This is a genomic window from Halomonas sp. ISL-56 (genome assembly GCF_018612805.1).
Classification (GTDB): domain Bacteria; phylum Pseudomonadota; class Gammaproteobacteria; order Pseudomonadales; family Halomonadaceae; genus Vreelandella.
Genome location: NZ_JAGGRO010000012.1, coordinates 74,084 through 87,348, shown reverse-complemented (window position 1 = coordinate 87,348; position 13,265 = coordinate 74,084). Strand labels below are relative to the sequence as shown.

Here is a 13,265-nt window from a genome sequence, read left to right as displayed (position 1 = left end):
GGCTTGGCTAATCCACGCTTCGGTGACGTGATAATCCTCGCAGCATTAAAATTTTTCTAAATTAGACTAAAGTCTAGATTCTATTGGCCGATAGCATGTCTGTTGAAAATAAAACGGTTGATTTAATTTAGTCTAATATCGCTGGAATTTCTCTAGCTAGATTATATAGATGGCCAATAACTAATCTAACCCTGGAGCTGTTCCGCATAATGAATCGCATGCTTAGTAATATCTCAATTAAAATGAGCTTGACGCTTGTTTTAGCCATTTTTGGGCTGTTAATAATTATAATTGCATTTCTCGGTTATCGGGGAGGTGAAGAGGGCAGCACCTCGCTAGAAGAGCTAGATCGCTCAGCTGATCGCACCTTGGCTTTGGGCCGTAGTCAACGCTCAATTGCCTATGCACAGCTATTTTATATCAACAGCTTTGATGCCACGGAAAAGGGTGATACCCGCGCGGCTCGTGATTACTTAGACCGGGCGCAAACTAACCAGCAGGCTGCTCAAGACTATTTTTCAGCGTTCGAAGCAACCGGTCCTAGCTCAGCGCTCGCTGAAACGGTGATTGCTAATTTTAACAACTTGATGCAACAGGCAATTTTACCGCTATCAGAAATACTGCAGACAGGTAATGAGGCTCAATTTAACGCAGCCAGATCCACGGTTAGTGATTTAAATGAGCAGTTAATAGAGGCAGTGATTGCCTACAATGACCACATTGCTGAACAAAATAGCTTGATGGTTGCCGATTATGAAAGTGATATGCAACTAATTGGTTATATTGACTTAGCTATGCTTCTGATTGCCGCGTTAATGATTCTCTTTGTGCGCATCGCCATGGTGGGGTCTATCGTAAAACCGCTTAACGAGGCAGTGGCGCACTTTGAGCGAATTGCCCAAAACGATTTGTCGGGCAAAGTCAGTGATCGTGGCCGTAACGAGATCGGTAAACTGTTTAGCGCCATGCAGCATATGCAGAGTAATTTGGCTAAAACGGTTTCGGAAGTACGCGACAGTAGCGGCTCGATTCATATCGGCGCGCGTGAAATTGCCAGTGGCAATGCGGATCTATCGTCCCGCACCGAGCAGCAGGCGGCATCGTTGCAGGAGACTGCCGCCAGCATGGAGCAGTTAACCGCGACCGTTAAACAAAACGCCGATAATGCCCGTCAGGCCAGTCAGCTAGCGAACGACGCCTCAAGCACGGCAAGTAACGGTGGCGAAGTGGTTGAGAAAGTCATTACCACCATGCACGGTATTAATGATAGTTCGCAAAAAGTGGCGGATATTATTAGCGTTATCGACTCTATCGCCTTCCAAACCAATATCCTGGCGCTTAACGCCTCCGTGGAAGCGGCGCGGGCAGGCGAGCAGGGTCGTGGTTTTGCCGTGGTGGCGAGTGAAGTGCGTAACCTGGCAAGCCGCAGTGCCGATGCCGCCAAAGAGATCAAAGCGCTGATTGATGCCTCATCAACCCAAGTGAAAGAGGGCTCGGCATTAGTCGAAAGTGCCGGGGAAACCATGCGAAACGTGGTCTCCTCTGTGCGCCGCGTGACCGATATTATGGATGAAATCTCCGCGGCATCCCAAGAGCAGAGCTCGGGTATTGAACAGGTTAACCAGGCGGTTGCCCAGATGGATGAAGTGACCCAGCAGAATGCGGCCCTGGTTCAAGAGGCCTCTTCAGCGGCAAGCTCACTGGAAGAGCAGGCGGCACGGCTTGAAAGCGTTGTTTCGGCCTTCCGTTTAGCGGAAGACGGGAGCCCTACGCAACACGCCCCGCTCATCTCGCCCCAGCAATCTCCTCAACGACAGCCCGCGCTTGTGCGGCCAGCACCGCGTAGTCAAAAAGCGCATGGCGCGGATCAGGACTGGGAAGCTTTTTAGGCCTCAGGCTATATTTGGCTTTCACTCGCTCAACTGCAGTGATGTGCAAGAAAAACCGGCAAAATCTAACGTGTGGGTGAGAGATCACCTGCGCGAGTCTTTATGAGTGGGTGAATTACTTAGACAATAATTAGTTTGCAAACAGGGTAATTGTTAAAAAGTATGAACTCTATGTTTTAAGTTGGGTGGGAGTTGTAGTATTCAATAACCCAAAAGGGTACTGAATTTTTCCTTAAATAGGATTAGCTAAGCTCCCCAGTCAACTTAAAGCAGACCGACGCATTAATGCATCGGTATAGAGACTATAAGCCCATGAATCGACTACTTAGCAACACCTCAGTGAAAATGAGTTTGACTCTCATACTTGCTATTTTCTCGATAATAATACTAATAATTGCTTTTCTCAGCCACCAGTCTGGGAAACAGGGGGATATAGCTCTCGTCAATTTGGACGATGCGGCAATGCATCAAATGCTACCTCTCAATCGTGCTCAACAGTCGGTAGCGAATGCACAGCTTAACTATATGAATAGTTTGACCGCGAGAGAGGAAGGTAATGCCCGTTTAGCCCAGGAGTACTTGGAGCGAGCACGAACCTTTCAAGTTGAGGCACAGGACTTTTTTACCAGCTTCCAATCATATGACCCTCATGCTTTACAGCCAGCTCTTGCAGACGCCGTGGTGACTACCTTCAACAGCCTTATGCAGCAAGGAATAATACCGTTAAGCGAGTCCGTTCAAGCGGGTGATGATGTTGGACTAAGAGCTGCGCAAGAGGCAACAAGTACTTTGAACCGTGAGTTTATCGCTGCAAGTAGTGCTTTTAGTGATTACTTGGTGGATTACGCTGACCAACTGGTAGACGACTACGAAAGTGAGATGCAGTTCTTTGGGTACATTGAGTTGGCAGCCCTGATTATCGCTGCGTTAATGGTGCTGTTCGTTCGCATCGCCATGGTCGGCTCTATCGTAAAACCGCTGGACGAGGCAGTGGTGCACTTTGAACGTATCGCTAAAAATGACCTTTCAGGGAAAGTCAGTGATCGTGGGCGTAATGAGATTGGCAAGCTGTTTATCGCTATGCAGCATATGCAGAGTAATTTGGTCAAAACGGTTTCGGAAGTGCGTGATAGCAGCGGCTCGATTCATATCGGCGCGCGTGAAATTGCCAGCGGCAACGCGGATCTATCGTCGCGTACTGAGCAGCAGGCGGCATCGCTGCAGGAGACTGCCGCCAGCATGGAGCAGCTAACCGCTACCGTTAAACAGAATGCCGATAATGCCCGTCAGGCCAGCCAGTTGGCGAACGATGCGTCCAGCACGGCCAGTAACGGTGGTGACGTGGTTGAGCGCGTAATTACCACAATGCATGGCATTTCAGGCAGCTCACAGAAAGTTGCTGATATTATCAGCGTTATCGACTCTATCGCCTTTCAAACCAATATTCTGGCACTCAATGCCTCGGTGGAAGCAGCGCGGGCGGGCGAGCAAGGGCGTGGCTTTGCCGTGGTGGCCAGCGAAGTGCGTAATCTGGCGAGCCGCAGTGCAGATGCCGCCAAAGAGATCAAAGCACTGATTGATGCCTCATCAACTCAGGTGAAAGAGGGCTCGGTATTAGTTGAAAGCGCCGGCGAAACAATGCGCGAGGTGGTCGCTTCGGTGCGCCGCGTGACCGATATTATGGATGAAATCTCTGCGGCATCTCAGGAGCAGAGTTCGGGCATTGAGCAGGTCAACCAAGCGGTCGCCCAAATGGATGAAGTGACCCAGCAGAATGCGGCGCTGGTGCAAGAGGCTTCTTCGGCAGCAAGCTCGTTGGAAGAGCAAGCGGCGCGGCTTGAAAGTGTCGTAGCATCCTTCCGTTTAGTGGAAGGTGGCGCGGCTACTCATTCCGCGCCTTTGGCTCCGGCCAAGCCGCAGCAAACGTTGCTTCGGCCAGCGCCCCGGTTAGCGCAGTCGAAAAGTGCTGCGGATAACGAATGGGAAGAGTTTTAAGTCCACCCCTTTCTTGTCGGGCCGCACTACCCCCTCTTAGCGGCTGTGGTGATGTCGTAAGAGGGGGCGTTTCGCGAATACTTAGTTATTTGATGAGCTTAGCGCCGCTGATACTTCATCGATTTGCAGGGCTAAGCTCTGCAAACCACCGCCAGAGAGATACCACAGCGCGGGTGTTAACATGACAACCCGCGTTTTTTCAGCACCCGCTTCTAAAAGCATTTGCGCTATGGCATCCGCGTCTGCGGCCTCATCGCCAATCGCCGCGCTGCGATCAACCACCAGCACAACTTCCGGATCAATGTCACTAATCGCCTCGGGTGAAAGCGGAGTAAAGGTGCGTGTGCCACGGGTTTCGCTTGTCACGCTATCGGGCATCTCAAGCGCTGCTATGCCCAGTACATCGTGAACCACCGGGTGTTGGTTGAGCATCAGGTTGCCGCCATTGTGGGTGACCACTAGCGTGCGGGGAGCGTTGCTTAGTGCTTCGCGTTGGGTCTCGATCTCGTTGTGCAGGATTTCAAGTGCGTCTTCCGCTTCAGCTTCGGCTCCTGTCTGGCTGGCTAGCTCGCGAACGTTGTCATCAAAAGTAGTGAGGTAGTTATCGCCTTGCAGGCTTGTGTTGAGCAGCGGGGCAATCTCGCCAAGTTCGTCTTCCCACTCTCCTTGACGACCGGTGTAGAGAATTAGGCTGGGATCGCTTTGGCGAATGGCGTCCATATCTGGCGAGCGCAGACCACCAATATCGGCGTAGGTCTCTTCTGCATACTGCTTTAGATAGCCGGGTAGGCTAGATTTAGGTGCGCCCACCACCTGATCGCTTAAACCTAAAGCATCCAGTGTATCCAGGCTGCCTAAATCGAAGGTGGCGATACGCTGGTCGGCGCTCGCGGCGGCGCTGGCCAGAAGTAGCGTTGCAGTGAGGGTTGTGAGAGCGCTTGTGGTAATAGCTGCGTACTTCATTGGGCTTCCTTTTATGAGAAAATATTCTATATGCGATAGCTTCTCATACTGTCAAGGAAGTTGCCTCTTGTCGCTATTCGATTATGGAACAGCATGTTGCGCAAAACGCGCCCGCCCTCATTGGTTGAGGGCGGGCGGCTGTGAGTGGTTGTTTAAAACAGTGCTTAAGAGACAACCCGGAAAGGGTTACGCGGATCATTATCCCAGGCTAGGAACGGTTGACCAGTCTCTTGAGGCACCATGGTGATGCAGTTTTCCACCGGGCAAGTGATCTGGCAGAGATTACAGCCCACGCACTCCTCTTCGATCACTTCATAGCGGCGCGCGCCGTCCTGCTCGGTGAGTTTGGCAATCGACTGATGGGAGGTGTCCTCGCAGGCGATATAGCAGCGGCCGCACTCGATGCACAAATCCTGATCGATCTTGGCGATGGTCTTGAAGTTGATATCAAGGTGTTTCCAGTCGGTGGTTTGCGGTATTGCCTTGCGGGAGAACGCCTCAATGGAGTCGTAGCCTTTTTCCGCCATCCAACGGGAGAGGCCATCTTTCATCTCTTCCACAATCCGAAACCCGTTGAGCATCGCCGCCGTACACACCTGAACGCTGCCTGAACCGAGGGCGATAAACTCCGCCGCATCTCGCCAGGTGGAAATGCCGCCAATGCCTGAAATCGGCAGCGTTGGCGTCGCCGGGTCGCGGGCAATTTCCGCCACCATGTTCATGGCTATAGGTTTAACGGCGCTGCCGCAGTAGCCGCCGTGGGTGCTCTGGTGGCCCACGGTTGGTTTAGCGACCATATTGTCCAGGTCGATGCTGGTGATCGAGTTAATGGTGTTGATCAACGACACCGCATCGGCCCCGCCGCGCAGGGCCGCCTGAGCACCCACACGAATATCGGTAATATTGGGGGTGAGTTTGACAATCACCGGCTTGGAGTAGTGCTTTTTACACCAGTAGGTGACTTTTTCGATCAAATCCGGGTTTTGGCCCACCGCCGCGCCCATGCCGCGCTCTGGCATACCGTGTGGGCAGCCCAGGTTAAGCTCGATACCGTCAGCACCGGTGGCTTCCACCAGCGGTAGAATATACGCCCAGGCCTCTTCATTGCAGGGCACCATGATGGAGACGATCAGCGCGCGGTCAGGCCAATCCTTCTTCACCTGGGTGATCTCTTTAAGATTGATCTCCAGCGAACGGTCGGTAATCAGCTCAATATTGTTAAAGCCAATCACCTCGCGGTTTTTGCCGTAGTGGGCGGAATAGCGCGAAGAGACGTTTACCGCTGGTGGCTCTTCGCCAAGGGTTTTCCATACCACGCCGCCCCAGCCCGCTTCATAGGCGCGCACCACGTTATAAGCTTTATCGGTGGGTGGCGCAGAGGCCAACCAGAACGGATTGGGGGCTTTGATACCGGCGAAATTTACCGAGAGATCAACCCCATTAACAACGCTATCGCCGCTGTTTTTCTTACCTGGGAAAGAGAGAGGGGTGGTGTTCATGCGGCCTCCTGCTTGGCGGCAAGCGCTTGATGAATGGCGTGGGCCGCCAACTTGCCGTGTTGCACGGCCTGTACGGTGAGATCCTGGCCAGGTTTGACGCAGTCGCCGCCAGCATAAACATTGGGCAGTGACGTTTGGAACATCTCATCAACGTGAATGCGTTCGCCGTCCCGGGCGAGCTCGGCGGCGGTAGCATCGCTTAGGCTTGCGGCTTCGAAGCCCTGGCCGATAGCGGTGAAAATGGCATCGGCAGCGATCTCGAAGGTTTCCCCGGTGGTAGTTAATCGCCCTGCTTGATCGAAGGTCTTGGCAAAGCGCATGCCTGCGACGCAGTCTCGATCGTCCAACAAGATCTCATCAGGCTGTGCCCAAGTCACCATACGCACGCCGTTGGCTTTAGCGATCTCCTGCTCGTGTTCGGTGGCGGACATTTCCTCCACGCCACGGCGGTAGACCAGCGTTACTTCGCTTGCCCCTAAGCGGGCCATTTGGGTGGCCATATCAATGGCGGTATTGCCCGCGCCAATCACAATACAGCGCTTGGCCACAGCCAGGCTGCCCAGGTCGTCGGTTTGGCGCAAGGTTTTAATGTAATCCACGGCGGGCATAAGGCCTGGCGCATCTTCGCCCGTTAGCCCCAACGCGCGGCTGGCACCCAGGCCCAAACCTAGGAATACACTGTCGTATTGCTTGTGTAGCGTGGCGAGTTCGAGGTTATCGCCAAGGCGCTGCCCGTACTGAATGTCGATGCCGCCGATCGCAAGCAAAAACTCCACTTCCTTGCGGGCAAAGTCGTCGGTCATCTTGTAGCGGGCAATGCCGTACTCGTTGAGCCCGCCGGGTTTCTGTTCGGCCTCAAAAATGGTCACCTGGTGGCCGAGTATGGCCAATCGATGGGCACAGGAGAGTCCTGCTGGCCCGGCACCAACCACGGCAATATGACGGCCGGTGCTGGCGGCACGCTTAAATGGATGGCTATCAAACTGCATGTTATCGGTGGCGTGGCGCTGGAGTAGGCCAATTAGCACCGGCTGGCACTCGGCGTCGTGGTTACGCACACAGCTGCGTTCACATAGGATTTCGGTGGGGCACACCCGGGCGCAGCTGCCGCCGAGGATATTGGCTTCCAGGATGGTTTCTGCCGCACCGTTGATGTTGCTTTCGCTGATCTGGCGAATAAAGCTCGGGATATCAATATCCGACGGGCAAGCCTCCACGCAGGGGGCATCAAAGCAGTACAGGCAGCGCTGGCTTTCGATGATTGCCTGGCGCTGAGTTAACGGTGGATGAAGATCGCTAAAATTGTTTGCCAGCGTTTGCAGGTCGTAAGTGCCGACCTCTTTGGCGCTGGGTAGATGGTTCAGTTGGCTAGTCACGGTAGAGCCTCCACTGTTTTTATAGAAATAACAGTTATTAAGCGCCGGTTATCTCTTAACGGCGATGGGGGCATTAAGTTCAGCACGCTTAGCGAGCAGCTCGAACACTCCGGGGTAGGCGGGGCGCTCTAAATAGCGTCCTGCACCGCGCTCGGCGCGTAGATCGCCGTCACGCCACACCCACTTGCCCTTGCTAATGGTGTGGCGAGCGATACCGCGTACCGTTTTGCCCTCGAAGATGTTGAAGTCGACGTTCTGGTGGTGGGTCTTGGCAGAAATCGTGCGGGTGCCGTTGGAATCCCAGACCACGATATCGGCATCGGAGCCGACCTGAATCGCGCCCTTGCGTGGGTATAGGTTAAAAATCTTAGCGGTATTGGTGGAGGTAATGGCGACAAACTCTTGGGGCGAGAGCTTGCCCGTATTGACGCCTTCGTCCCAGATGACGGCTAGGCGGTCTTCTACCCCGGCGGTCCCGTTGGGGATCTTGGTGAAATCATCTTTACCAGCGGCTTTCTGTTCTTCGCAGAAGCAGCAGTGGTCGGTGGCGGTGGTTTGCAGATTGCCGGATTGCAGGCCATGCCAAAGGGCTTCCTGGTGGCCTTTGGGACGGAAGGGCGGGCTCATTACGTGGGCCGCTGCCGTGGCCCAGTCGGGGTGCTGGTAAACGCTGTCGTCAATCACCAAATGCCCTGCTAAGCACTCGCCAAACACCGGGTGACCCTGCTGGCGGGCGTAAGCGATCTCATCCACCGCGTCCTTGGTGGAAACATGCACCAGGTAGACCGGCGCGCCCAGGGTAGTGGCAATGCGAATGGCTCGGCTGGCTGCTTCGCCTTCGACCTGGGGCGGGCGCGAAAGTGGATGGGCTTCCGGCCCGGTAATGCCCTGGGCGAGCAGTTTTTGCTGCATGTGGTAGACCAGCTCGCCGTTTTCGGCGTGTACCGTGGGCACCGCGCCCAACTCCAGGCAGCGTGAAAAGCTCTCCACCAGAATGTCGTCGGTGGCCATGATGGCGCCTTTGTAGGCCATAAAGTGCTTGAAACTGTTGACGCCGTGCTCGCGCACTAAGGTGCCCATCTCCTCTTTGACACTTTCATCCCACCAAGTGACCGCCACGTGAAAGGCGAAATCAGTGGCGGCTTTTTCTGCCCAGCCCTGCCAAGTTTCAAAGGCTTCCAGCAGCGATTGGCCGGGACTGGGAATCACGAAGTCGATAATGGTGGTGGTACCGCCCGCCATGGCGGCGGCGGTGCCGGTGTAGAAATCTTCACTGGCCACTGCGCCCATAAACGGCATCTGCATATGAGTATGGGGGTCGATGCCGCCGGGCATGACAAGCTGATCGCTGGCATCGACAATCTCGCAGCCCTCGGGGATGTCTAGATCGGTGCCGATGGCGTGGATTTTACCGTCGACGCAGAGTACGTCAGCGCGATATGTGTCGGCATGGGTGACGACGGTGCCGCCCTTGATTAATAAGCTCATGGTTCGCTCCTGCTATATTTTTTCGCCAACGTCATTACTCACCGTCGGTCAGGCGGGTATAGGTCTCTGGGCGGCGGTCGCGGAAAAACTGCCAGTTGTTGCGAACCTCTCGCACCATATCCAAATCGATCTCGTGCACCAGCAGCTCATCTTCTGTCTCGCTGGCCTGGGCTTCGATTTTGCCGCGGGGGTTAACGATGTAGCTGGAGCCGTAGAAGTCGCCGATATTCCAGGGCGCTTCGGTGCCGACGCGGTTGATGGCAGCGATAAAGCAGCCGTTGGCAGCGGCGGAAGCGGGTTGTTCAAGCTCCCAGAGGTATTGGGAAAGTCCTGCTACGGTGGCGGAAGGGTTAAAGATTACTTCAGCGCCATTCAGTGCCAGTGCCCGCCAGCCTTCGGGGAAGTGGCGGTCGTAGCAGATATAAACGCCGATTTTGCCGTAGGCGGTATCGAATACCGGCCAGTTGGATTGCCCCGGCTTAAAGAAAAACTTCTCCCAAAATCCGGCGACTTGGGGAATATGGGTTTTGTGATATTTACCTAAATAACTGCCATCGGCATCAAATACGGCAGCGGTGTTGTAGTAAACGCCGGTTTCGGTCTCTTCATACACCGGCACGATAATCACCATGCGGTGCTCGGCGGCGAGTTTTTGCATCATCTGGCAGGTGGGGCCTTCCGGTACCCGCTCAGCGGCGGCGTACCATTTACCGTCCTGGCTGGGACAAAAGTAGGGCTGGTTAAACACTTCCTGGAAACACAGTACCTGTACGCCTTGATCAGCCGCTTGCTGAATCATCGGCAGATGCGCTTCGTTCATCGCGTCGCGGATGGCTTCGGGTTCCAAATCGGTGCTGGTTTTTAGGCCCATTTGAATCAGGCCGATTTTCATCTTCTGCATAAGACACTCCCTCTGGTGTTTGATTCTGATTGTTGATTTGAAGCGTGTTTAGGCGTTGAGAATTAATATTATAAAGCTGACCAATGCGACAGCTTTTGTTGAAAGTATCGCTGGGTTGGTGGTTTTAGCAAGTCTTAAAATTCTATTTATACAGTCGCATTTAACTCTTTGAGTTTGCTTGTTTTTATTTTTTTGAGCAGTGATATTCCCTTTTTTGGTGAACCCTTGCACCGTTTTGATTGATTTATTTTTTATTTTAAAATCATGTGTTTATTATATTTATAATGAGTGGTTGGTAGATTTTTTTGTTTAATATTGGTGCAAATATTTTTTTTGACCTAGCTTTGTTTAATCGGTTTTTGTTTGAGGTGGAGAGGGTTAAAAGGTAACAAGCTAACAATAATATTGTTGTCCATGAAGACAGTTTTTTAATCAAAGGGTTAGTTGCCCTGCTTTTATGGGTAGGCACACTTATTGCTTGGATTTTAAAAGGATGGTTTCTAAGAGCGATGATTTCTAAGCGTCTTTTGAACAGCTCCACTGACCGTGGGAGTGATGGGCAACGCAATGCTGAGGAGATAAAAATGACCGAAACAACCTCACAGATGGTGGATCGAGGCGGACTAATAGAGCTTGATGTAGGGGGCGACGTGCGCAGTAGTTCACGCTTCAATGAGGATATTGCCCCTACCCAGGCCAGCGAACGCACCTGGAGTAAATGGAACATTGCCGCACTTTGGGTAGGTATGTCGATCTGTGTGCCCACCTATACCTTGGGCGGGGTATTAACGGCCTACTTCGGCTTGAGCGTGGGGGAGGCCCTGTTCGCTATTCTGTTAGCCAACGTGATCGTACTGATTCCTCTCACCTTAAACGCCTTTCCTGGCACAAAATTTGGAATCCCATTTCCCGTGGTGCTACGCTCATCGTTCGGTATTTTAGGCTCCAATGTGCCCTGTCTAGTTCGCGCTTTAGTGGGCTGCGGATGGTTTGGCATTCAAACCATGTTTGGCGGACTTGCTATTCATCTGCTGCTCTCCGAGTTGATTCCCGCTTGGGCTGCGCTTGGCGGCGTGGGCGAAGTGATCGGCTTTTTTGTCTTTGGCGCGATGAACCTCTATGTGGTCATTCGTGGGGCAGAATCTATTAAATGGTTGGAGACCCTAGCTGCGCCGCTGTTGTTAGCCGTTGGTGTGGGGCTGATGATCTGGGCGTGGCCCAACATGTCGATGACCGAGCTGCTGGCACAGCCGCCTTCGCGCCCGGAAGGGGCATCGGTGTATGGCTATTTCTTCGCAGGCTTAACCGCCATGGTGGGCTTTTGGGCCACGCTGTCGCTGAATATTCCCGATTTCAGCCGCTTTGCCAAAAGCCAAAAAGATCAGATCGTTGGCCAAGTGATCGGTCTGCCGCTGACGATGTTTTTCTTTGCCGCCCTCGGCGTCGTGTTAACCGCTGCTTCCGAAACGCTGGTGGGCCAAACCGTTGCCGACCCGGTACGTTTGATCGGTTATATCGACAGCCCTTTCTGGGTGGTATTAGCGATGCTGTTGATCATTATCGCCACGATTTCTACCAATACTGCTTCCAACATCGTCTCGCCGACCAATGATTTTCAGAATATTGCGCCTAAATTGATTAACCAGACGCGCGGCGTGCTGATGACGGGTGCGGTGGGCGTAATGCTGATGGGCTACGATCTGCTGCAAAAAGCGGGTGTTATCCCACCTGGGGTCTCCCTTGAGCAGATGTACTCTAACTGGTTACTCGGCTATTCAAGCCTCCTCGGGCCCATCGCGGGGATTATGGCGGTGGATTATTTCCTGATTAAAAAGCAGCGTTTGGATATACCGAGTCTGTATATGGATGACCATGCCTATCCTGCGGTCAACATTGCAGGCTTTATCGCCTTTGGCGTCCCGGTGCTGCTCACCTTGATTTCGCTGTTAACCGGCACGATGAACTGGTTCTATGACTATGGCTGGTTTACCGGTTCGGCGCTGGGGGCCATTGTTTACTATGTGGCAAGCCAAGTGTTTGCGTCATCGCCTCAGGCGGGGCCTGCGCCGATTATGGCTAGTGAGGCGACAGAGCAGAGTTAAACCATTAAACCCGGCTCCGTGCCGGGTTATTACTTTAGCTGCTCTTGATTAAGCGCAAAAAAGCATCAACGACTCTATTGGGGCGTCGGTCATGGCGGGTAATCAGTACAAACGGTATGCGGTAGTGTTGGGTGGCGGCATGCAGTGCCCGCATCTTACCCGCGGCCACCCACTGCGCAGCGACATGCTCAGGCAGAAAGCCGATGAAGCGCCCAGTCAGGATCAAAAAGGCGGCGCCTTCGCGATCAGAGGCCGAGGCTTGCAGGCTGAGCGCATCATGCGCTTGGCGTGCTTCAACTGGTAGCGGATAGCGGGGCGAAATAGCAGCCTGCTCGGCGATATCCGCAAAGCTGAGCGTATCATCGTGTTCAACAAACAGTGGATGGCCAGCCGCGCAGTAAAGATACGATGGCTCATCATAAAGGTGGCGGGTTTCCAAGCTGGTGGGCAGGTTGACCGCCGGCACCACGCCCACATGCAAGTGACCATCCATCACACCACGAATAACCGCATCCGAAGGCTCCATATGAATATGCAGCGTTACCTCATGTCCCGGCGCGCTCAGCTCCGCCAGGGCATTGGTCACGTGCATGGCGGGGAGTGTCACCAAGTTGTCGGTGATGCCGATATTCAGCTCACCTTTAATTGTTTGATGCAGGGCATTAACGTCGCTTTTGAAGGTTTCAAGCGCGGTCAGTAGGGTTAAACCCGCCTGGTAAATTTCTTTGCCCTCTTCGGTTAAACTAAACCCACCACGCCCGCGCTGACAGAGCGAAAAACCTAGCCGTCCTTCTAGATCGTTCATGTGCTGACTAATCGCCGAACGGCTAATCCCCAGCGTGGTTTCCGCCGCGGTAAAGCCACCGCACTCAACAACCGTCTTAAAAATACGGATGAGGCGTATCTCGTAATCGCTCATTTGTCCCAGTGATGCCATAACAATTCCCTGGTAGTTGTCTATCAATGCCTAACGTTACGCTTTTCAACGTATTAACGGCGATAAAAACTGATATACATCACAAAAGCGCCGCGGCACTATCGGACAAAGCGAC

General features: G+C 53.4%; 9 protein-coding genes. 3 read left to right on the top strand and 6 right to left on the bottom strand.

Going from position 1 to position 13,265, the window contains the following annotated elements; genetic code table 11:
- Nucleotides 1-209 precede the first annotated feature (209 nt).
- Together J7J49_RS11135 and J7J49_RS11130 are read left to right on the top strand one after the other, a co-directional pair.
- A complete protein-coding gene (locus tag J7J49_RS11135; protein WP_215092556.1) occupies nt 210-1,889 on the top strand; it encodes a methyl-accepting chemotaxis protein in 1,680 nt (559 codons plus the stop codon).
- Between the two features lie 312 nt (nt 1,890-2,201).
- Nucleotides 2,202-3,884 carry a methyl-accepting chemotaxis protein gene (locus tag J7J49_RS11130; RefSeq protein ID WP_215092554.1) on the top strand — a complete coding sequence of 561 codons (1,683 nt, stop codon included), beginning with the start codon at nt 2,202-2,204 and terminating at the stop codon, nt 3,882-3,884.
- Nucleotides 3,885-3,965: 81 nt separating this feature from the next.
- Here J7J49_RS11130 and J7J49_RS11125 read toward each other — a convergent pair whose 3' ends face one another.
- From J7J49_RS11125 to J7J49_RS11105, 5 genes are all read right to left on the bottom strand, one after another.
- Entirely contained in the window at nt 3,966-4,847 is an 882-nt protein-coding gene (locus tag J7J49_RS11125) for an ABC transporter substrate-binding protein (protein ID WP_215092552.1), read from the bottom strand.
- A 164-nt stretch (nt 4,848-5,011) separates the two neighbouring features.
- Nucleotides 5,012-6,346 carry an NAD-dependent dihydropyrimidine dehydrogenase subunit PreA gene (gene preA / locus J7J49_RS11120; RefSeq protein WP_215092550.1) on the bottom strand — a complete coding sequence of 445 codons (1,335 nt, stop codon included), beginning with the start codon at nt 6,344-6,346 and terminating at the stop codon, nt 5,012-5,014.
- Nucleotides 6,343-7,722, bottom strand: a complete 1,380-nt coding sequence (locus tag J7J49_RS11115) for an NAD(P)-dependent oxidoreductase (protein WP_215092548.1) — start codon at nt 7,720-7,722, stop codon at nt 6,343-6,345. The genes preA and J7J49_RS11115 overlap by 4 nt, the downstream gene beginning before the upstream one ends.
- A gap of 48 nt (nt 7,723-7,770) precedes the next feature.
- Entirely contained in the window at nt 7,771-9,210 is a 1,440-nt protein-coding gene (hydA, locus tag J7J49_RS11110) for a dihydropyrimidinase (RefSeq protein ID WP_215092546.1), read from the bottom strand.
- Between the two features lie 34 nt (nt 9,211-9,244).
- Nucleotides 9,245-10,111: a nitrilase-related carbon-nitrogen hydrolase gene (locus J7J49_RS11105; protein WP_035580851.1), complete on the bottom strand. Its 867-nt coding sequence runs from the start codon at nt 10,109-10,111 to the stop codon at nt 9,245-9,247.
- A gap of 584 nt (nt 10,112-10,695) precedes the next feature.
- On the opposite strand from J7J49_RS11105, the gene J7J49_RS11100 reads away from it, so the two are divergent.
- Nucleotides 10,696-12,213 carry an NCS1 family nucleobase:cation symporter-1 gene (locus tag J7J49_RS11100; protein ID WP_215092544.1) on the top strand — a complete coding sequence of 506 codons (1,518 nt, stop codon included), beginning with the start codon at nt 10,696-10,698 and terminating at the stop codon, nt 12,211-12,213.
- Between the two features lie 34 nt (nt 12,214-12,247).
- On the opposite strand, the gene J7J49_RS11095 is transcribed toward J7J49_RS11100, so the two are convergent.
- Complete coding sequence (locus tag J7J49_RS11095; protein ID WP_215092542.1) at nt 12,248-13,150, bottom strand: LysR family transcriptional regulator; 903 nt, start codon at nt 13,148-13,150, stop codon at nt 12,248-12,250.
- Nucleotides 13,151-13,265: the final 115 nt, after the last annotated feature.